Origin of the sequence: Amycolatopsis sp. cmx-11-32 (assembly GCF_047608695.1) — a bacterium.
In the GTDB taxonomy this organism is placed as follows: domain Bacteria; phylum Actinomycetota; class Actinomycetes; order Mycobacteriales; family Pseudonocardiaceae; genus Amycolatopsis.
Genome location: NZ_JADNQN010000008.1, coordinates 247,163 through 267,644, shown reverse-complemented (window position 1 = coordinate 267,644; position 20,482 = coordinate 247,163). Strand labels below are relative to the sequence as shown.

The window sequence follows — 20,482 nt, the reverse complement described above, 5'->3', positions numbered from 1 at the left end:
TGGTACCGGTCGCGCCGACGCCTTGGGAGGCGGCCAGCCGTGACCCACCATGCCAGCAACAAGGGCAGCAAGGCCCCCGAAGGCCTGTATGACCCGGAGTTCGAACATGACGCCTGTGGTGTCGCGTTCGTCGCCGATCTCTCCGGAAAACGCGATCACGGCATCGTCGCCAAAGCGCTGATCGCGCTGCGGAACCTGGAACATCGCGGGGCCCGCGGCGCCGACCCGGAAACCGGCGACGGCGCCGGGATCCTGATCCAGGTCCCCGACGAGTTCTATCGCGACGTCGTCGGCTTCGAACTGCCCGAACCCGGTGCGTACGCCGTCGGCACAGCTTTCCTGCCCCAGGACAAAAAACGGCGTGGCCGGGCGATGACCACCATCGAGCGCATCGCCGCCGAAGAAGGCATGCGCGTGCTCGGCTGGCGTGATCTGCCCGTCCACATCGAACACGTCGGCACCGGCGCGGCCGAGACGATGCCGCACTTCAGCCAGCTTTTCCTCGCCGGGCTGCGGGACACGCTTTCGGGCCTGGCGCTGGAGCGCGCCGCGTTCGTCGTGCGCAAACGCGCCGAGCACGAACTGGTCGAGGACGACGTCTACTTCCCGAGCCTGTCCTCACGGACGATCGTCTACAAGGGAATGCTCACCGAGCCGCAGGTCGAGAAGTTCTTCGCCGACCTCACCGACGAGCGCGTCACCAGCGCCATCGGCCTGGTGCACTCCCGGTTCTCCACCAACACCTTCCCGTCGTGGCCGCTGGCGCACCCGTACCGGTACGTCGCCCACAACGGCGAGATCAACACCCTGCGCGGCAACCGCAACTGGATGGACGCGCGCGAGGCGCTGCTCGAGTCCGACCTGATCCCGGGTGACCTCAAGCGGATCTACCCGATCATCACCCGAGGCGCGAGCGACTCCGCGTCCTTCGACGAGGTGCTGGAGCTGCTCCACCTCGGTGGCCGGTCGCTGCCGCACGCGGTGCTGATGATGATCCCCGAGGCCTGGGAGAACCATCAGGAGATGGATCCCGCGCGTCGCGCGTTCTACGAGTTCCACTCGACGCTGATGGAGCCGTGGGACGGCCCCGCGCTGGTGTCCTTCACCGACGGCACCCAGATCGGCGCGGTGCTCGACCGCAACGGCCTGCGCCCTGCCCGGTACTGGGTCACCGAAGACGGCCTCGTCGTCCTCGCCAGCGAGGTCGGCGTGCTGGAGCTGGAGCAGTCCACGATCGTCCGGAAAGGACGGTTGGAGCCGGGCCGCATGTTCCTCGTGGACACTGAGGCCGGCCGGATCGTCGAGGACGAGGAGATCAAGAACGAGCTCGCCACCGAGCACCCGTACGACGAATGGGTCGAGGACGGGCTGCTGCCGCTGGAAGGGCTCCCCGGTCGCGAACGCGAGATCCCGGCGCACGCCGCGCTCGTGCGCCGCCAGCAGGCTTTCGGCTACACCGAAGAGGAACTCGACGTCCTGCTCGAGCCGATGGCCCGCACCGGCGCGGAGCCGATCGGTTCGATGGGCAACGACTCCCCCCTCGCGTCGCTGTCGAGCCGCCCGCGGCTGCTCTTCGACTACTTCATCCAGCTCTTCGCCCAGGTGACCAACCCGCCGCTGGACGCGATCCGCGAGGAACTCGTCACCGCGCTCGGCACCCAGCTTGGCGCGCAGCCGAATCTGCTGAGCGCCGACGCGTCGTCCTGCCGCCGGATCGTGCTGCCGTTCCCGGTGGTGGACAACGACGAGTTCGCGAAGCTGGTGCACGCCAACGACGACGGCGACCTACCCGAGTTCCAGTCGGTCGCCGTACAGGGCACCTACGACGTCCACGGTGGCGGCGAGGCGCTCGTGCGGCGGCTCGACGAGATCCGCGCCGAAGTGTCCGCGGCCATCGCCGAGGGCGCGCGGCTGATCGTGCTGTCCGACCGCGGGATCGACGAAGACCACGCCGGCATCCCATCGCTGCTGCTCACCGGCGCGGTGCACCACCATCTGGTGCGCGAGAAGACCCGCACCCAGGTCGGCCTCATCGTCGAGGCGGGCGACGCGCGCGAGGTCCACCACATCGCACTGCTGATCGGCTACGGCGTCGCCGCGGTGAATCCGTACTTGGCGATGGCGACCGTCGAGGAGATGGCCGACCAGGGCCTGATCGCCGGTGCCACCGCCAAGCAGGCGACCACGAACCTGATCAAGGCGCTGGGCAAGGGCGTGCGGAAGACGATGTCGAAGATGGGAGTGTCCACAGTGGCCTCCTACACCGGCGCGCAGATCTTCGAAGCGGTCGGGCTCGGCGACGAGGTCATCCAGAACTGCTTCGCCGGCACCACTTCCCGCCTCGGCGGCGTCGGATTCGACACGCTGGCGCTGGAAGTCGCCGAACGGCACCGCCGCGCTTTCCCCGCCGACGGGTTCCGCGCGAACCACCGCGAGCTGGAGACCGGCGCGGACTACCAGTGGCGCCGCGAGGGCGAGCCGCACCTGTTCAACCCGCAGACGGTGTTCAAGCTGCAGCACTCCACCCGCGCCGGGAAGTACGAAGTCTTCAAGGAGTACACGAAGTCCGTCGACGACCAGGCGCAGAAGCTGTACACGCTGCGCGGGCTGTTCGACTTCAAGATCGGCCAGCGGCCCGCGGTGCCGATCGAGGAGGTCGAACCGGTCTCCGAGATCGTCAAGCGGTTCGCCACCGGCGCGATCTCGTACGGGTCGATCTCCTCGGAGATGCACGAAACCCTGGCCATCGCGATGAACCGCCTCGGCGGCAAGTCGAACACCGGTGAGGGCGGAGAAGACGCCGCGCGTCTTTACGATCCCGAGCGCCGCAGCGCGGTCAAGCAGGTCGCGAGTGGACGGTTCGGCGTCACCAGTGAGTACCTGGTCAACGCCGACGACATCCAGATCAAGATGGCGCAGGGCGCCAAGCCCGGCGAGGGCGGTCAACTGCCCGGCGCGAAGGTGTACCCGTGGATCGCGAAGACGCGGCACTCCACGCCCGGCGTCGGTCTCATTTCCCCGCCGCCGCACCACGACATCTACTCGATCGAGGACCTGGCGCAGCTGATCCACGACCTCAAGAACGCCAACCCGGCCGCGCGCATCCATGTGAAGCTCGTGTCCGAGGTCGGCGTCGGCACGGTCGCGGCGGGTGTCTCCAAGGCGCACGCGGACGTCGTGCTCATCTCCGGGCACGACGGCGGCACCGGCGCTTCCCCGCTGTCGTCCATCAAGCACGCCGGCGGGCCGTGGGAACTCGGCCTCGCCGAGACACAGCAGACGCTGCTGGTCAACCGGCTGCGTGACCGGATCGTGGTGCAGACCGACGGCCAGCTCAAGACCGGCCGTGACGTCGTCATCGCCGCGTTGCTCGGCGCCGAGGAGTTCGGTTTCGCGACGGCGCCGCTGGTGGTTTCCGGCTGCATCATGATGCGCGTGTGTCACCTCGACACCTGCCCGGTCGGCGTCGCGACGCAGAACCCCAAGCTGCGCGAGAAGTTCAGTGGCAAGGCCGAGTACGTGGTGAACTTCTTCGAGTTCATCGCGCAGGAGGTCCGGGAGTACCTGGCGGAGCTGGGTTTCCGGTCCATCGCCGAGGCCGTCGGCCACGCGGAGATGCTCGACAAGCGCAAGGCGATCGACCACTGGAAGGCCGCCGGGCTCGACCTGTCGCCGATCTTCCACGTACCCGAAATGGCTCCGGCCGGTCTGCGGCACCAGCAGACCGTGCAGGACCACGGCCTGGAGAAGGCGCTCGACAACACGCTGATCCAGCTGGCCGAGGGCGCGCTGTCCGCCGGGGACAAGGTGCGGCTGGAACTGCCGGTCCGCAACGTGAACCGGACCGTCGGCACCATGCTCGGCCACGAGCTCACCAAGCGGTGGGGCGGCGAAGGCCTGCCGGACAACACGATCGACGTCACCTTCACCGGGACCGCGGGCCAGTCGTTCGGCGCGTTCGTGCCGAAGGGCATCACCCTGCGGCTCTACGGTGACGGCAACGACTACGTCGGCAAGGGCCTGTCCGGTGGACGGCTCATCGTGCGGCCGCCCGAGGTGGCGCGGTACAACGCCGAAGAGCAGATCATCGCGGGCAACGTGATCGGTTACGGCGCGACCAGTGGCGAGATCTTCATCCGCGGCAAGGTCGGCGAGCGGTTCTGCGTGCGCAACTCGGGCGCGCTGGCCGTCGTCGAGGGGGTCGGAGACCACGGTTGTGAGTACATGACCGGCGGCCGCGTCGTCGTGCTCGGTAGCGTGGGCCGCAACTTCGCGGCCGGGATGTCGGGCGGCATCGCTTACGTGCTGGACCTGCCCGCGCACCGGGCCAACCCGGAGATGGTCGATATCGACCCGCTGGATTCGTCCGATGTGGACTTCCTGCGTGAGGCGCTCGAAAAGCATTACGACGAAACGGAGTCCGCGGTCGCGCGTGCGCTGCTCGCCGACTGGGACGCCGCGGTCGACCGCTTCGGCAAGGTCATGCCGAAGGACTACAAGCGTGTGCTCGCGGCGCAGGCGAAGGCCGAGCGCGATGGGCGCGATGTGAACGAGGCGATCATGGAGGCCGCACATGGCTGACCCCAAGGGCTTTCTGACCACCACTCGCGAGACGCCGAAGAGCCGTCCCGTCGACCTGCGCCTGATGGACTGGCGCGAGGTGTACGAGGACTTCGCGACGACGAAGCTGCAGAAGCAGGCCGGGCGCTGCATGGACTGCGGCATCCCGTTCTGTCACCAGGGTTGCCCGCTCGGGAACCTCATCCCCGAGTGGAACACGCTGACCTGGCGCGACGACTGGCGCGAGGCGGCCGAGCGGCTGCACGCGACCAACAATTTCCCGGAGTTCACCGGGACCCTCTGCCCGGCGCCGTGCGAGACGGCGTGTGTGCTCGGGATCAACGACGATCCCGTCACCATCAAGCGGGTCGAGATCTCGATCATCGACCGGGCCTTCGAGGAAGGCTGGGTCACGCCTCAGGAGCCGGTGGCGCGCACCGGCAAGAAGGTGGCCGTGGTCGGGTCCGGCCCGTCGGGACTCGCCGCGGCGCAGCAGCTCACGCGCGCGGGCCACAGTGTCGTGGTCTTCGAGCGGGCCGACAAGATCGGCGGGCTGCTGCGCTACGGCATCCCCGAATTCAAGATGGAGAAGCACCGGCTCGACCGCCGCCTCGACCAGATGCGGGCCGAAGGCACGGAGTTCCGGACCTCGGTGAACGTCGGCGTCGATCTCACCGTCGAGGAACTGAAGTCGTCGTACGACGCCGTGGTCCTCGCCGGTGGCGCGACGGCATGGCGGGATCTGCCGATCGAGGGCCGCGAACATCAGGGCATCTACCAGGCGATGGAGTTCCTGCCGCACGCCAACCGCGTCGCGGCGGGCGAGCTGGACGTCTCGCCGATCAGCGCCGAGGGCCTCGACGTCGTCGTCATCGGCGGCGGCGACACCGGCGCGGACTGTGTCGGGACCTCGCACCGCCAGGGCGCGAAGTCGGTGACGCAGCTGGAGATCATGCCGAAGCCGCCGCTTTCGCGCGCCGACGCGCACCCGTGGCCGACGTACCCGATGATCTACCGCGTCTCGTCCGCGCACGAAGAGGGCGGCGAGCGGCTGTACTCGGTCAACACCCAAAGTTTCGCCGCGGACGCGGAAGGTCGCGTGCGCGCGCTGAAGCTGGTCGAGGTGCGCAACGAGGGCGGCAAGTTCGTCCCGGTGCCCGGAACGGAACGCGAACTGCCCGCGCAGCTGGTGCTGCTCGCGATGGGCTTCGTCGGCCCGGAGCGGGACGGCCTGCTGGAGGCGCTCGACGTCGAGCTGGACCAGCGCGGCAACGTCGCCCGCGACAAGGCGTTCAAGACCAGTGTCGACAACGTGTTCGTGGCCGGGGACATGGGCCGCGGCCAGTCGCTCATCGTGTGGGCGATCGCCGAAGGCCGCTCCGCCGCGGCCGGGGTCGACGCGTTCCTCACCGGACGGGACGTCCTGCCCGCTCCGATCGCCCCCACCGACCGACCGCTTTCTTAGCGGCCCCGCGTTTAGTCCTCTACTTGCGATGGTTGCGCGTGCAACTATCGCAAGTAGAGGACTAATTGCGTGGTGTCATCACGACGGTGGGGACCGGCAAGATCTGCGAGAGCGGCGACTACTTCTTCATGCCGTCGCTCGCCTTCCTGCGCGGACTGGGTGGACTGGGCTGATTCTTTCCCGAACTATGGTCGGTTCCGGTGATCGGGCAGCGGGTTATCCGCTGAACGTCACCGGAATGGACGCAAAATGGATATCAGTTCGGCGTCGACGGCGATAGCCTCCAGGACGGGTCGGCCCTGGGCGTGCCGGTCACCGGGTGGGCACCGGTCACACTGGGGGTGGCCGGCGCCCGCTCTTCCCTTTCTCTCCGACGTCTCAAACCGCCTCTTCCCTCCGCCCGTATCGCGACGCGTAGTACTTTGTCCGGTGCGGTGAGCGACTTATCGCGCTTCGGGGAGGGAGCTGGAGATGAATCGGCATGAACGGCTGACGGCCTTATTGGACATGGTGGGAGAGCGGGAAAAAGTCGACGTCGAAGTCTCCGCTGGAGAACTCGGCGTCTCTCCCGCGACGATCCGCCGGGATCTCGATCACCTCGCCGGCCGCAATCTCGTGGTCCGTACCCGTGGCGGCGCCGTCGCGAGCAACGTCGCCTACGACCTTCCGTTGCGGCACAAGGCCGCGCGCAACGCACCTGAACAGCAACGGATCTCGGCCGCCGCGGCGAGAATGGTCGATCCCGGCATGGTGGTCGGCCTCAACGGCGGCACCACGAGCACCGAAGTGGGCCGGGCGCTCGCCACCCGGCCGGACATGGGCGAGCCGAGCGGCGGCCCGTCGCTCACCGTGGTGACGAACGCGCTCAACATCGCCCACGAACTCGCCGTGCGCCCGAACATCAAGATCGTGGTGACCGGCGGGGTCGCGCGGCAGCAGTCGTTCGACCTGTCCGGGCCGTTGTCCCATCTGTTCCTCGACCAGATCTCGCTGGATCTGGTGTTCCTCGGGGTGGACGCGTTCGACCCGGTGCACGGCGCGCAAGCGCACCACGAAGGCGACGCGAGCACGAACCGGCTGATGGCGGCCCGCGCGCGGCAGGTCGTCGTGCTCGCCGACAGCGGGAAGCTCGGCGGGCACGCCTTCGCGAAGATCTGCGCGACCGGTGATGTCGACGTTCTCGTCACCGACGGCCGCGCGGATCCCGAGCGAGTGCACGCCTTCGAGGAGGAAGGCGTGCGGGTGGTCAAGGCTTGAGCCGGTTGGCCAAGCTGAGAGCGACCCGCGAAACAGGACCAAGCGTGAACCCGCGTCCGCGATCGACGTCGGGTTCGCCATCAGACACTGAGCAGGTCCAGTGCCAGCAGGGCCGCGCCGAGCCTGCCCGCCTCGTCGCCCAGTTGCGCGATCCGCAGCTCCGGCATCCGCTGGAACTGCAGGTTCGCGGTCAGCCAGGCACGGACCGGTTCGAGCACGTAGTCGCCGGCGGTGAACAGGCCGCCGCCGAGCACGACGACCTCCGGTGCGAGCAAGGTGACCAAGGTCTTGATGCCGTGACCGAGTCCGTCGAGGGCGTCGTTGACCACCGAGATCGCGGCCTCGTCGCCGTGCCGCGCGGCGCCGACGACCTTCTCGGCGCCTTCGACGGGACGTCCGGTGTGCTCGCTGTAGCGGCGGGCGATGGCCGACGCCGAGGAGATCGCCTCAAGGCATCCGGTCGCGCCGCAGCCGCACGGCAGCCGGTGGCCGACGTCGATGTGCCCGATCTCGCCACCCAGCCCACCCGCGGCGTACAACTTCCCGTCGAGCTGGAGCGCGGCCGCGATCCCGGTACCGACCGGGATGAAGGCGGCGTCGGTGCAGTCCTTGCCCGCGCCGACGCGGAACTCCGCGAGCCCGCCCGCGCGGACGTCGTGCCCGAACGCGAACGGCAGCCCCAGCCTGCTGTCGAGCAGCTCGCCGAACGGGACGTTCCGGAAGTCGAGGTTCGCCGAGAACCGCGCCACTCGCTCGACGTCGTCGACGATGCCGGGGATGACCACGCCGACGGCGTCCGGCGTACCGGTGCCCGCCTGCTTGCCCAGGGTTTCCACGATCCGCGCGACCTGGTCCGCGAGCGCCTCGCCGTCCGCTCCGCGCGCCGTCGGCTCGCGCAAGCTGGCCAGGTCTTTCAGATCCGCGTCGTACAGGGCCGCCTTGATGGACGTGCCGCCGACGTCGAGTGCCGCCACCGCAGGTGTCATAGCTGGATTGTCACATTGACCGGACGCTTTGCGGAGACCTACGCTCGACCGGCCAGACGACGGCACCCGGAACGCGGTGAGATTCCGCGCGGTCGCGCCACTGTGACCTCGAACCATCCGGTTCGGGGAAGCCAGACCCGGAGCCGTCGTGTCACCCCTGAAGAGGCCGCGCTAGCCCGAGGAGGTCCCACCGCCATGTCCGAAGCGGTAGCCGCAGTACCCGTCCCGATCCGGATCCCCGTCCGCGAGATCCTGCCCTGGGCGGCGCTCGTCATCCTTCTTTCGCTGATCACGCTGTACTTCATCAGCGCCGAGCAGGGCGCGGTGTCGGTGTTCGCGAACTCGTACGTCCACGAGTTCGTCCACGACGGCCGGCACCTGCTGGCCTTCCCGTGTCATTAGGCGGCACGCGCCCCATGATGAGGTCCTTGCTGGTCCGCGGCATGCTCGCGGGCCTGATCGCCGGTGTGCTGGCGACCCTTTTCGCGTACTTCTTCGGTGAGCCTTCGGTCGAGGCCGCCATCGGACTCGAAGGCAGCGCCGCGCATTCACACAGTGCCCCCGACGCCCACGAGCACCCTCCCGCCGAAGAGGACGAGCTGGTCACCCGTGGTGTGCAGAGCACTGTCGGCCTGCTTACCGGTGTCGGGCTCTACGGTGTCGCCGTCGGTGGCCTGTTCTCGCTGGCGTTCGCCTTCGTCTACGGACGGATCGGCACGCTCCGGCCTCGGGTGACCGCCGCGCTGCTCACCGCGAGTGCCTTCGTGGTCGTGTTCCTGGTGCCGTTCCTGAAATACCCGGCGAACCCGCCGGCCGTCGGGCAGGCGGGCACGATCGGAAGCCGCACTTCGCTGTACTTCGGCTTCGTCGCGCTTTCACTGCTGATCGGCATCCTCGCCGCGGCGTTCGGCCGGAAACTGGCCGACAAACTCGGCGCCTGGCGTGGCGGGCTGATCGCCGCGGGCGGATACGTCGTGCTGATCGCGGTGGCGGCGGCGCTGCTGCCGTCGATCGACGAGGTCCCCGCCGAGTTCCCCGGTTCCACGCTGTGGAGCTTCCGGCTGGCCTCGGTCGGCACCCAGCTGGTGCTGTGGACCGTACTCGGCCTGACCTTCGGCGCCTTGGCCGAGAAGGTGCTGGGTGAGAAGGCGTTGGCGGGCAAGCGATGAATGGCGCGGACGGTGCTGACTCACGAGGCGCCAGGCGGGACGAAAGGCATCCCCTCCACCGCACCCCGATCCATGAGGCGCAGCAACGCCTGAGTGTCGACGTGGTCCTCGACGGCGTCGGCGAGCCGGTCGAGCATGCTCTCCCGCAGCGTGCCGAACCCCTGCGCCCCGGGGGTAGGTGACCAGTCCGCCACTTCGCCGAGCCAGGCACGGCGGAAGCCGTCGTTCTCGAAGGCGCCGTGCCACATCGTGCCCCACACCGACCCCCGCCGATGTCCATCCAAAAAGGACTCGGCGGGGCCGGTGGCCGACACGGCGCCGTGGTGGATCTCGTACGCTTCCACGGGTTGACCTCGCCATTCGCCCGACGGCCGGGCCAGCACCTTGTCGGCACCGAACGAGACACGCGTCGGCAGCAGGCCGAGGCCGGGGACCGTTCCGGCGCCGGACTCGACGTCGTCCTCGATCTCGGCGGCCAGCATCTGATAGCCACCGCAGATCCCCAGCACCGGACGACCGGCCTCGGCCCGCGCCTGCACAGCGGCGGCCAGACCACGGGCACGTAACCACGCCAGGTCGTCCACCGTGGCACGGGAACCCGGCAGGATCACCACGTCGGCGGAAAGGACCGTGTCCGGATCAGCCGTCAGCGCGACCGAGACACCGGGCTCGGCAGCGAGCGCGTCCACGTCGGTCGCGTTGGAGGCGCGGGGGAACCGCACGACAGCGACCCGCAGGGATCCACCGGTCGCGCCCCAGCCCGCGGCGGCCAGCGCGTCCTCCGAGTCGATCCACACCTGGTCGAGCCAGGGCAGCACGCCGAAGACCTCACGGCCGGTGAGCTTCTCCAGCGTCTCCAGTCCCGGCCGCAACAGGCCGACGTCGCCGCGGAACTTGTTGACCAGCCAACCCGAAACCAGCGCCTGGTCTTCGGCGGACAGCAGAGCGAGGGTGCCGAACATCGCGGCCATGACCCCGCCGCGGTCGATGTCGCCGACGACGACCACGGGCAGGCCGAACCGCCGCGCCAGCCCCATGTTGACGTAGTCGCCCTCGCGCAGGTTGATCTCGGCCGGGCTGCCCGCGCCTTCACAGAGCACGACGTCGAATCGCCGTCGCAGTGAGGCGAAGGTGTCGAAGGCGATCTCGGCGAGCCCGGCCCGGCCGGTCGCGTACTCCCCCGCTTCCAGGGTGCCGAACGGTTTCCCGAGCGCGACGACGTGGCTGCGGCGGTCACTCCCTGGTTTCAGCAGCACCGGGTTCATCGCGGCTTCGGGTTCGACGCGGGCCGCGCGTGCTTGCAACCATTGCGCGCGGCCGATCTCGGCGCCGTCCGCGCACACCATCGAGTTGTTCGACATGTTCTGGGACTTGAACGGCGCGACCCGCACGCCCCGGCGCGCGAGCCAGCGGCACAACGCGGCGGTGACCAGGCTCTTGCCCGCGTCCGACGTCGTCCCCGCGACGAGGAGGCCGTTCACCGCGTGACCGCCACCGCGACGGCGAGCGCGGCGAGACCGACCGCTCTCGACAACCGGACCGCGCGACGCACGTCCACCGGTTCCGGGTCACGGCCGTCGCCGAGCACGCCGCGGCGTTCGGTGCGGCCGCCGTAGCTGTTCGTCCCGCCCAGCCGGATACCGAGCGCGCCCGCGAAGGCCGCCTCGACCTGGCCCGCGTTGGGGCTCGGGTGGTGCTTCCCGTCGCGACGCCAGCTCCGGAACGCGGATTTGGCGAAGCCGCCCGCCAGCGGCGCCGACGCCACGGTGAGCGCCGCGCCGACGCGGGACGGGACCAGGTTGGCCAGATCGTCCGCCCTGGCCGACGCCCAGCCGAACCGGGAATAACGCGGCGAGCGGTAGCCGACCATCGCGTCCAGGGTGTTGAGCGCCCGGTAACCCAGCAGACCGGGGATCCCGGCGGCCGCTCCCCACAGCAACGGCGCGACGACGGCGTCCGAAGTGTTCTCGGCGAGGGACTCGGTGGTCGCGCGCGCGAGTTGCCCGGCGTCGAGGCCGGTGGCGTCACGGGCGCACAGGTGCGAGAGCCGCTGCCGCGCGCCGGGCAGATCGCCGTCGTCGAGCAGCCTGGCCATGCGTGTGCCCTCGGCCGCGAGCCCTCGCCCGCCCAGAACCACCCAGGTGGACGCCGCCGTGAGCGCGAATCGCGCGAAAGGCCGCTTTCGGGTCAAGAGCTGGGCGGCGACACCCATTCCGGTGACGGTCCCCGCGCAGACGGCGGTGTACGCCGCGCCCCGCACCTTCGAATCAGCCCAAACCCGCTGTTCAAGGGCTTGCGCGGCGCGGCCGAAGCCGGCGACCGGATGTCCTCGTCGTGGATCTCCGAACACGGCGTCGGCGACGTAACCGGTAACGAGTCCGGCTGCGGTGGCGGCTTGTCGGAGTGGCACGTGGCGAACCGTAGCGCGTGCACGAGAATGCGAGGTATGACCAAGCTGACGCATCGCCTCGCGGGGGTTCTGGAGACGCTCGCGCGGGCACTTCGCCGCTACTCGCGCGACGACGGCAAGGTGCTGATACTGGGCGGCGTCCGCTCCGGGAAGTCGCACCACGCCGAACGGCTCGCGTCCCGCCACCCGCACCTGACCTATGTCGCGCCCGGCCTGCCGCCGAGCGCCGACGATCCCGAATGGGCCGCTCGTGTGGCCGCGCACCGCGCGCGGCGGCCGAGCACCTGGAAGACGATCGAGACCACCGACCTGGCCACGGTGCTGCGCACGGCGACGCATCCGCTGCTCATCGACTGCCTCGGCACCTGGATCGCCCGCGTGCTCGACGAGGTCGGCGCCTGGGACCAGAAGAAGGGCTGGGAACGGCGGCTCGACGACCGGCTGGAGGATTTCCTGGCGGCGTGGGAGCAGGCGAGCGTGCCGGTGATCGCGGTCAGCAACGAGGTCGGCAGCGGTGTGGTGCCTCCGGCGGTGTCCGGCCGGGTGTTCCGTGATGTGCTGGGCGCGGTGAACAACCGGGTGTCCGCCGTCTCCGACCGGACCGTGCTGGTCGTCGCCGGGCGGATGCTCGACCTGTCTTAGGAAGCCTGTCGGCGGAGCCCCATCGCGGACGCGGGTTCACCAACAGCCACAGAGGAGCCGCCATGCGTTTCGCCATCCCCGCCCCGGACGCCGCCTCCGGGGCCGCCGCGCGCACCAGACTGGACGGCCTTGTCAAGCCACTGGGCTCACTCGGGCGGCTCGAAGACCTGGCCGCGTGGCTCAGCGCCGCGCACGGGGTCGTGCCGCCGCGGCCACTCGACGACGTCCGGGTGGTCGTGTTCGCCGGGGACCACGGGGTTTCCGGTATGTCGGCGTATCCACGTGAGGTCACCGCGGCCATGGTCCGGGTGTTCCTGGCCGGGAAGAGCGGCGTCGGCGTGCTGGCCGGGCTGGCCGGGGCGAAGGTGCGGGCGCTGGACATCGCGGTGGACTGGGACGGCGCGGACGTACCCGCCGAGGTCGTCGCGCACAAGGTGCGGCGGGGTTCCGGCTCGATCGACGTCGAGGACGCGCTGTCCGAAGGCGAGGCGCGGACGGCGTTCGGCCACGGGCTCGCGATCGCGGACGAGGAGATCGACGGCGGCGCGGATCTGCTCATCCCCGGCGACATGGGGATCGGCAACACGACGATCTGCGCGGCCGTGGTCGCCGCGGTACTCGGCCTGGCGGCGGAGGACGTCGTCGGCACGGGCACCGGGATCGATGAGGACGGGCGAGCACGGAAGGTCGCCGTCGTCGAAGCCGCGCTCCAGCGAGCTGGCGAGGTGAAGGACCCCTTCGCGTTGCTGACCGCGTTAGGCAGCGCATGTCTCGCCGCGACGGCGGGTTTTCTCGTGCAAGCCGCCGTTCGCGGTGTGCCGATGCTGCTCGATGGTGTGTTCTCCGGTGCGGCGGCACTCGTCGCACGAGAGATCGCACCGGGTGCTGAGCAGTGGTGGCTCGCCGGACATCGCTCGACAGAGCCTTCACAGGCGTACGCGTTGCAGGCACTCGACCTGGAGCCGATCCTCGACCTCGGGCTGCGGCTCGGCGAAGGCAGCGGCGCCGTGCAGGCGGTGCCGACGCTGAGGGCGGCACGGGCGATCCTCGCGGACATGGGTCTGTTGGCGGACCTCACTTGATCCTGGACGCGCTGAAGATGGCCGTCGGCACCCTGACCACCGTCCGGGTTCCGGCGCCGGGCGTGATCGACAAGCGCGTGGCGGGCGGCGCGATGGTGCTTGCTCCCTTGGCTGCCGTGCCTCTCGCGGCTTTCGCTTCCCTCCTCGTCTTCTTGGGGGATCTGGTCGGCCTGCCGGCTTTCGCGTCGGCGGCCTTGGCCCTCGGCGCGGTGGCGCTGGGCAGCCGCGGGCTTCACTTGGACGGTCTCGCGGACACGGCCGACGGGCTCGGCGCTTCGTACGACCGCGCGCGGGCACTCGACGTCATGCGCCGCGGGGACTCCGGGCCGACCGGGATCGCGACCCTGGTGCTGGTGCTGCTCGTACAGACCGGAGCACTGGCGGGAGCGATCGCGGCCGGGCACGGGATCGCGACGGCCGCGATCGCGGTCCTCGCCGGACGCGGCGTGCTGTCCCTGTGCTGCGCGCGTGGCGTCCCCTCGGCGCGGCCCGAAGGACTGGGCGCGACCGTCGCCGGTTCGGTGCCGAGATGGGCGGCCGCGGTGGTGTTCGCCGTACTCGCGGGTGCGGCTGCGCTGGTGTTTCCGTGGTGGCAGGGCCTGATCGCGGTGGTGCTCGGCTACCTGGCCGCGTCGGCGTTGCTGGCGCGGTGCGTCCAGCGGCTGGGCGGGGTCACCGGGGACGTGCTCGGGGGCTGTGTCGAGGTCGCCGTCGCGGGGGTTCTGCTGGCTTTGTCGTTTTGAGGACCGACCGTGGGGATTTCGGGACGTTGGATGAGCAGAATCCAGACGGTCCCGCAGAACCGGTCCGATCGCGACAGCCCGGGCAGCGACACCTTGGCGCGTTCCGAGGAGGTGAACCCGGCTCAAGCGGTTTGCTCGGCCGCCTTCAGCTTCTCGTCGATTTCCGGAAGCCAGTAGCACAGTTCGAGAGTCTTCATCCCCGCCCAGAGCGCGAGTTTGCGGCCCTGCGAAACCAGCGTGAGCGACGAGATCAGAAGCAGGACCGCCGTTCCGGCGGCGATGAACGGATGCTTGCCCGCGAAGATCTCGACGACCGCGGCGACCGCGCCGAACAGCAGTGGCGGCGCGCAGTTGCGCACCATGAGGCCGGACGCGCGCAGCCGCGTGACGTCGACCGCGATCTCCTTGTCGTGCAGTTGCAAAGCACACAGCAGAAGATGCTGGTTCTGGTACACGAAGGCGCGGTCCTTGGCCGAAGGCAGGCGACGGAGGAACTCTTCGGAGAGGACCCTCTGACGACGGCGTGGCACGATCCGCTCCATAGCCTCACCGAGGGGATAGGCCAGATAGCCCAACAGGAAACTCAGCACCACGATCACGACGACCACCACCACGGTGGGCACGCCACCGAGGCTCGCCGCGGTCAGGATATGCAGTTTCATCCCGAGGTAGCCGAAGAACGCGACGTAGAGCGCGCCGGGGATGGTGTAGGCGAAGAGATCGAAGACGCCGATCACGAAGTTCACCGGCCCATCCAACCACTTGCCTTGAGAAAGCCCAAAGATCGCGCACGAGCCTCGCACCGCCGGCCCACCCCGGCGGGGACGTCGCAGCCCAGGTGATGGTCGGCGGTTTGGTCGCCGGACATGTCAGGCGGCCCGAAGACCGTGGTGCCCTTGACCTGGAGGACGGCGTCGTCTCGAGTGGTGGTGTCCATGACGGGACCTCCTGACTCTTTGTTTGACACAGGTTCGAAGCACATCTTGGACTTCTCGTACGCGGCCGAGGTACGGATCACCAAGCAGAGGTTTTCGGAGAACTAGCGCGCCCCGCGCCGTTATCCCTGCCGCTTCGGCTCTGGAACGCGAGGGGCCCGACATCCCTGTGCACATCGTGCCCGGATCACGAGGCGAGGTCACTGTGGACTGGGTGATCATGCCCGTGGGCGACGATCTCGGCTTTCGGCTTCGCTTCGCGCTACCAAACCAGCATCGAGGATGCCTGCGGATCCGCGCTCACCGCACGGCGGTGAGCGCCGCCAGGAAGCCGTCCACCGTCTCCCGGTCCCGGACCGCGATCCGCAGGTACCGCGCGTCCAGTCCCGGGAAGGTATCCCCGCGCCGCACCGCGAAACCGGCCTCCCGCAACCGTTCCCGGACGCCATCCGCTCCGGGCAGCCGCACGAGCACGAAAGGACCCCGCGGCTCCCCCAGCACGTCGACACCCAAGGCACTCAACCCGGACACGAGGTACTCCCGGTCCGATTCCGCCGCCACCGCCAGCTTTTCGGCTTCTTCCAGCGCCGCCGGACGGCAGCACGCCACCACGGCGACGGCGGCGAGCGACGACACCGACCACGGCGGTTGTACCGCGCGCAGACTGTCCACAACGGACTCATCCGCCAGTACGTATCCGGCGCGCAGCCCGGCGATCCCCCAGGTTTTCGTCAAGCTCCGGAGAACGACGAAACCCGGCTCTCCCGCGACGCTTTCGGTTTCGCCGGGGACGGCGTCGAGGAAAGCCTCGTCGACGACGACGAGGCGCCCCGGACGTCCCAAGGCGAGCAGGTCCGCGGCCGGGTGTAGCGCCGACGTCGGGTTCGTGGGGTTTCCGACGAAGACCAGATCCGCGTCTTCGGGAACCGGGCGCAGGCGGAAGCCGTCATCGGGCGACAGCAGCACACGGTGCACTGGATGGCCTGCCGCGCGCAAAGCGGCTTCGGGCTCGGTGAACTGCGGATGCACGACCACGGCACGAGAAGGCCGCAACGCCGTGGCCAGCAACGTGAAAGCCTCGGCCGCACCCGCGGTCACCAGCACCTGGGACACCGGAAGCCCATGCCGTCGGGCCACCGCGGCGGTCGCGGCGGTGACGTCCGGGTAAGCGGCCAGGTCGTCCAGAGCAGCCGCGAGTTCGGCGCGCAGCCAGGCGGGGGGAGCCGGGAGCCGGACGTTGACCGCCAGGTCGACGAGCCCCTCGCCGACCTCGCGATCGCCGTGGTGCCAGAGATCGTAGTCAGCCATGAGCGTGTACCGCGGCGGCGAACCGCTCGGCGAGTTCGGGATAGCCCGCCCAGTGGACGTGCAGATAGGACGCGTGCAGTGACGCCGACGCGAAGCCGTCGGGTGTGCGGTCCCAACCCCACGCGGGCGTCGGCCCGCTGCCGGGTTCGACGATCGTGCGGTGGAATTCGTGCCCGGTGACGCGTTGCCCGGCGACGGTCAGCACCGTATCCGAGGGCGAGAAAGCCTTGCGGTAGCCGAGTTTCCCGCGTTTGGTCATGGTGGCCGAGGCGTCGAGGACACCGGTCATCGGCAGCCCGTCGATGTCCTGGCACAGGTACAACAGACCGGCGCATTCGGCCACGACGGGCATTCCGTCGCCGATGGCCCGCGCCACCGCCGTCCGCAGCGGGACGTTCGCCGACAGCTCCTCGGCGTGCACCTCGGGAAAGCCGCCGCCGAAGTACAGTCCGGCGCAGCCTTCGGGAAGTTCCTTGTCCTGCAAGGGATCCACGTCGACGACGTCGACACCGGCGGCGGCGAGCAGTTCCCCTGCCTCGGTGTAGCGGAAGGTGAAGGCCGGACCGGCCGCGGCGGCGACCACGGTGCGTGGGCCATCGTGGGAAAGCGAAGGCCGCCAAGGCTCTCCCGACAGCCGGGAAGCCGACCGCGCGACCTGGACGACCGCGCCGAGGTCCACGCCTTCGCTGATCCATCCGGCCAGCTCCGGCAGTAACCGCTCCGACTCGCTCGCGCGTTCGGCCGCCGGGACCAGGCCGAGGTGACGGCTGGGCGCGTGGATCTCTTCGTTGCGATACAAGGTTCCCAGCAGCGGGACGCCGGTCGCTTCCAGCGCCGTGACGATCTCGTCGGCGTGCCGCTGCGAGCCCAGCTTGTTGAGGATCACGCCGGCGAGCCGGACGCGGGTGTCGTACTGCGCGAAGCCGAGGACGGTCGCCGCGACACTGCGCGACGCGGCCGAGGCGTCCACGACGAGTACGACCGGAGCGTCCAGCAGCCGGGCGACGTGCGCGGTCGAGGCATACCCCTCGGTGCCGAGCGCGCCGTCGAACAGGCCCATCACGCCTTCGATGATCGCGATGTCGGCCCCGGCGGAACCGTGCAGCAGCAACGGGATCAACTGCTCCTCGCCCTGCAGGAACGGGTCGAGGTTGCGTGGGGGTCGCCCGGTCGCGAGGGCGTGATAGCTCGGGTCGATGAAGTCGGGGCCGACCTTGTGCCCGGACACGTTCAGTCCCCGCGCGCGCAACGCCGCCATCAGGCCCGCGGCGATCGTGGTCTTGCCGTGCCCGGAGCCGGGCGCGGCGATGACCACGCGATTCACCATTCGATGCCTCGCTGGCCTTTTTGCCCGGCGTCCATCGGGTGTTTCACCTTGGTCATCTCGGCGACCAGGTCGGCGGCGTCGACCAGCTCCGGCGGCGCGTACCGGCCGGTGATCACCACATGCTGGTGACCAGGGCGCGCGGTCAGGGTCGAGACGACGTCGTCCACTTCGAGCCAGCCCCATTTGAGTAGGTAGCTGAACTCGTCGAGTACGTAGAAGTCGTGGGTCTCGGCGGCGAGACGGCGTTCGATCTCGGCCCAGCCCTCGCGGGCGTTGGCGGCGTGATCCTCCTCGGACCCGGCTTTGCGTGCCCAGCTCCAGCCTTCGCCCATCTTGTGCCACTCGACCGGCCCGCCCTGACCGGTGTCTTCGTGCAGCTTGCCGAGCGCGCGGAACGCGGCTTCCTCGCCGACGCGCCACTTCGCCGACTTGACGAACTGGAACACCCCGATCGACCAGCCCTGGTTCCATGCCCGCAACGCCATCCCGAACGCGGCCGTGGACTTCCCCTTCATCTCGCCGGTGTGCACGGCGAGCAGGGGACGGTTGCGGCGCTGACGCGTGGTGAGACCGTCGGCGGGTACGGTTTCCGGTTTGCCCTGAGGCATTACGCGGCCCTCCCGGAAATGCGCGTACGGACGGCACCGGCGAGCGTGTCGGCGGCGACCTCGGTGACCGGAACGTGTTCCGCGCCAAGGTGTTTCGCCAGTTCCGCGGCGAGCCCGAGTCGCATCTTCCCGCTCTCGCAGTCCATCACGACCGAAGTCACGTTCCCGGCCAGCAGCCCGGCCGCCTGCCGTGCCCGTTCGACGGCGTCGGCCCCGCTGGTCGCCCGGCCGTCGGTGACGACGACGAGCAACGGGCGTCGCAGCGGGTCGCGGACCGCTTCGATCCGCAGCACCCTCGCCGCCTCGAGGAGTCCCTCGGCCAGCGGCGTCCGGCCGCCGGTCGCGAGACCGTCCAAACGGGACGCCGCGGCGTCGACGCTGATCGTCGGCGGAAGCGAGAGTTCAGCGCCGGAAGCACGGAAGGTCACCAAGCCCACCTTGTCACGCCGCTGGTAGGCGTCGAGCAACAAGGACAGCACGGCGGTCTTCACCTCCCGCATCCGCTGGCGAGCGCCCATCGAGCCGGACGCGTCGACGCAGAACAGCACCAGGTTGCCCTCGCGCCCTTCCCGCCGCGCGAACCGCAGATCCTGGGGCCGCACCACGAGCCCGGCACCACTGCGTCCGCGAGAACGCTGGTGCGGCGCGGCGGCGCGCACGGTCGCGAGCAGATGTGGGTGACCACCGGAGACCCCGGCGGGCTGAACGCCGATGGTCCGGCCGTTGTCGGTGATCGCGCGTGACCGCCGTCCGGCGGCGCCCTCTCCGGTGCCCTTCACCTCGAAACGCCTGGCGCGAAAGGCTTCCCCGGCTCCGACCGGCTTCTGGTCACCGCCGCTCTGCCCACCGCCCGACGGCTCCTGCCCGCCTTCCGAAGGCGGCTGGCCCGAAGCCTCGCCGCCCTCCGGAGGAGTACCCGAGCCGGGGCCGTCGTCGTCGGGACCGGGGCCTTCCGGCTCGGCGTCCTGCAGCGCCTGCTCCAGCTGCTCCTCGGAGATTCCGGGCGCGTCGAAGGGATTCCGGCGACGGCGGTGCGGCAGTGCGAGACGGGCCGCGACCCGGACGTCCTCGGTGGTCACCTCGGTCCGCCCGGACCAGGCGGCATGCGCGACGGCGGTCCGCGCGGTCACGATGTCCGCGCGCATCCCGTCGACCTCGAAGGACGCGCAGACCTCGGCGATCTGCCGCAGCGCGTCGTCCGGGAGTTTGACCGACGGCAGAAGTCGTTGCGCCGCCTCGATGTCCGCGGCGAGTTCGGCGTCGGCAGCGGCGTACTGGCCGGCGAAACCGTCGGGATCCGCCTCGTAGGCGAGCCGCCGCCGGACGACCTCGACACGCAGTTCGGGATCCCGGCTGGACGCGACCTCGACGGTGAGGCCGAAGCGGTCCAGCAACTGCGGCCGCAGTTCGCCTTCCTCGGGGTTCATCGTGCCGATCAGGACGAACCGGGCGGCGTGCGACACCGAGACGCCTTCGCGCTCGACGGTCGCGCGCCCCATGGCGGCGGCGTCGAGCAGCGTGTCGACCAGGTGGTCGTGCAGGAGGTTGACCTCGTCGACGTACAGCAGTCCGCGATGCGCGGCCGCGAGCAGGCCGGGCTGGAAGTCGGTGACACCGTCGGCGAGCGCGCGCTCCAGGTTCAGCGAGCCGATCACGCGGTCTTCGGCCGCGCCGACCGGCAGTTCCACCAGCCGCGCGGGACGGCGGTGGGCGGGCGAACCCTCGGTGTGCGGGCCGTCCGGGCAGGCCGGATCGGGTTCGACGGGATCGCACGAGAACCGGCACGCGTCCACGACGTCGACGCCGGGCAGCAGCCCGGCCAGCGCGCGCACCATCGTCGACTTCGCCGTGCCCTTCTCCCCCCGCACCAGCACCCCGCCGACGGCGGGCGAGAGGGAGGAAAGCACCAGCGCCAGGCGCAGCTCCGGCATCCCCACAACGGCGGAGAACGGGTACGGCTTCACAGCACTCCTGTCGTCGACGATCTGGT

The 20,482-nt window shown here is 69.9% G+C and carries 17 protein-coding genes; 8 read left to right on the top strand and 9 right to left on the bottom strand.

Going from position 1 to position 20,482, the window contains the following annotated elements:
* Positions 1-39: 39 nt before the first annotated feature.
* From gltB to ACM6LR_RS24795, 3 genes are all read left to right on the top strand, one after another.
* On the top strand, positions 40-4,581 hold the full coding sequence (gene gltB / locus ACM6LR_RS24805; protein ID WP_414944598.1) for a glutamate synthase large subunit: 4,542 nt from the start codon (positions 40-42) through the stop codon (positions 4,579-4,581).
* Positions 4,574-6,025, top strand: a complete 1,452-nt coding sequence (locus tag ACM6LR_RS24800; RefSeq protein WP_414944597.1) for a glutamate synthase subunit beta — start codon at positions 4,574-4,576, stop codon at positions 6,023-6,025. The genes gltB and ACM6LR_RS24800 overlap by 8 nt, the downstream gene beginning before the upstream one ends.
* Positions 6,026-6,496: 471 nt before the next feature.
* Complete coding sequence (locus tag ACM6LR_RS24795; protein WP_414941093.1) at positions 6,497-7,282, top strand: DeoR/GlpR family DNA-binding transcription regulator; 786 nt, start codon at positions 6,497-6,499, stop codon at positions 7,280-7,282.
* A gap of 80 nt (positions 7,283-7,362) precedes the next feature.
* Here the strand turns inward: ACM6LR_RS24795 and ACM6LR_RS24790 are convergent, their stop codons facing one another.
* Positions 7,363-8,256: an ROK family protein gene (locus ACM6LR_RS24790; RefSeq protein ID WP_414944637.1), complete on the bottom strand. Its 894-nt coding sequence runs from the start codon at positions 8,254-8,256 to the stop codon at positions 7,363-7,365.
* A gap of 207 nt (positions 8,257-8,463) precedes the next feature.
* Here ACM6LR_RS24790 and ACM6LR_RS24785 point away from each other — a divergent pair, with 207 nt between their 5' ends.
* Both ACM6LR_RS24785 and ACM6LR_RS24780 read left to right on the top strand, forming a co-directional pair.
* Entirely contained in the window at positions 8,464-8,670 is a 207-nt protein-coding gene (locus ACM6LR_RS24785) for a CbtB domain-containing protein (RefSeq protein ID WP_414941094.1), read from the top strand.
* A gap of 14 nt (positions 8,671-8,684) precedes the next feature.
* Positions 8,685-9,437, top strand: coding sequence for a CbtA family protein (locus ACM6LR_RS24780; RefSeq protein WP_414944596.1), 753 nt, complete (start codon positions 8,685-8,687; stop codon positions 9,435-9,437).
* A gap of 20 nt (positions 9,438-9,457) precedes the next feature.
* Here the strand turns inward: ACM6LR_RS24780 and ACM6LR_RS24775 are convergent, their stop codons facing one another.
* Positions 9,458-10,918, bottom strand: coding sequence for a cobyric acid synthase (locus ACM6LR_RS24775; protein ID WP_414941096.1), 1,461 nt, complete (start codon positions 10,916-10,918; stop codon positions 9,458-9,460).
* Positions 10,915-11,847 (bottom strand): cobalamin biosynthesis protein, encoded by a 933-nt coding sequence (locus tag ACM6LR_RS24770; RefSeq protein WP_414944595.1) that lies wholly within the window; start codon positions 11,845-11,847, stop codon positions 10,915-10,917. The genes ACM6LR_RS24775 and ACM6LR_RS24770 overlap by 4 nt, the downstream gene beginning before the upstream one ends.
* A 36-nt stretch (positions 11,848-11,883) precedes the next feature.
* Here ACM6LR_RS24770 and ACM6LR_RS24765 point away from each other — a divergent pair, with 36 nt between their 5' ends.
* The 3 genes from ACM6LR_RS24765 (at position 11,884) to ACM6LR_RS24755 (ending at position 14,314) form a co-directional block, all read left to right on the top strand.
* Entirely contained in the window at positions 11,884-12,489 is a 606-nt protein-coding gene (locus ACM6LR_RS24765; protein ID WP_414941098.1) for a bifunctional adenosylcobinamide kinase/adenosylcobinamide-phosphate guanylyltransferase, read from the top strand.
* 62 nt (positions 12,490-12,551) lie between these two features.
* Positions 12,552-13,571, top strand: a complete 1,020-nt coding sequence (cobT, locus tag ACM6LR_RS24760) for a nicotinate-nucleotide--dimethylbenzimidazole phosphoribosyltransferase (protein WP_414944594.1) — start codon at positions 12,552-12,554, stop codon at positions 13,569-13,571.
* Positions 13,568-14,314 carry an adenosylcobinamide-GDP ribazoletransferase gene (locus ACM6LR_RS24755; protein WP_414944593.1) on the top strand — a complete coding sequence of 249 codons (747 nt, stop codon included), beginning with the start codon at positions 13,568-13,570 and terminating at the stop codon, positions 14,312-14,314. Before cobT ends, ACM6LR_RS24755 begins: the two co-directional genes overlap by 4 nt.
* Positions 14,315-14,436: 122 nt before the next feature.
* Here ACM6LR_RS24755 and ACM6LR_RS24750 read toward each other — a convergent pair whose 3' ends face one another.
* The 6 genes from ACM6LR_RS24750 to ACM6LR_RS24725 form a co-directional block, all read right to left on the bottom strand.
* Positions 14,437-15,060 (bottom strand): hypothetical protein, encoded by a 624-nt coding sequence (locus ACM6LR_RS24750; protein ID WP_414941101.1) that lies wholly within the window; start codon positions 15,058-15,060, stop codon positions 14,437-14,439.
* Positions 15,057-15,251, bottom strand: coding sequence for a hypothetical protein (locus ACM6LR_RS24745; protein ID WP_414944592.1), 195 nt, complete (start codon positions 15,249-15,251; stop codon positions 15,057-15,059). Before ACM6LR_RS24745 ends, ACM6LR_RS24750 begins: the two co-directional genes overlap by 4 nt.
* A gap of 298 nt (positions 15,252-15,549) precedes the next feature.
* Positions 15,550-16,557, bottom strand: a complete 1,008-nt coding sequence (cobC, locus tag ACM6LR_RS24740; RefSeq protein WP_414941104.1) for an Rv2231c family pyridoxal phosphate-dependent protein CobC — start codon at positions 16,555-16,557, stop codon at positions 15,550-15,552.
* Positions 16,550-17,884, bottom strand: coding sequence for a cobyrinate a,c-diamide synthase (locus ACM6LR_RS24735; RefSeq protein ID WP_414941105.1), 1,335 nt, complete (start codon positions 17,882-17,884; stop codon positions 16,550-16,552). Before ACM6LR_RS24735 ends, cobC begins: the two co-directional genes overlap by 8 nt.
* Positions 17,878-18,492: a cob(I)yrinic acid a,c-diamide adenosyltransferase gene (gene cobO / locus ACM6LR_RS24730; RefSeq protein WP_414941106.1), complete on the bottom strand. Its 615-nt coding sequence runs from the start codon at positions 18,490-18,492 to the stop codon at positions 17,878-17,880. Before cobO ends, ACM6LR_RS24735 begins: the two co-directional genes overlap by 7 nt.
* Positions 18,492-20,456 carry a putative cobaltochelatase gene (locus ACM6LR_RS24725; RefSeq protein ID WP_414941107.1) on the bottom strand — a complete coding sequence of 655 codons (1,965 nt, stop codon included), beginning with the start codon at positions 20,454-20,456 and terminating at the stop codon, positions 18,492-18,494. Before ACM6LR_RS24725 ends, cobO begins: the two co-directional genes overlap by 1 nt.
* Positions 20,457-20,482 lie beyond the last annotated feature (26 nt).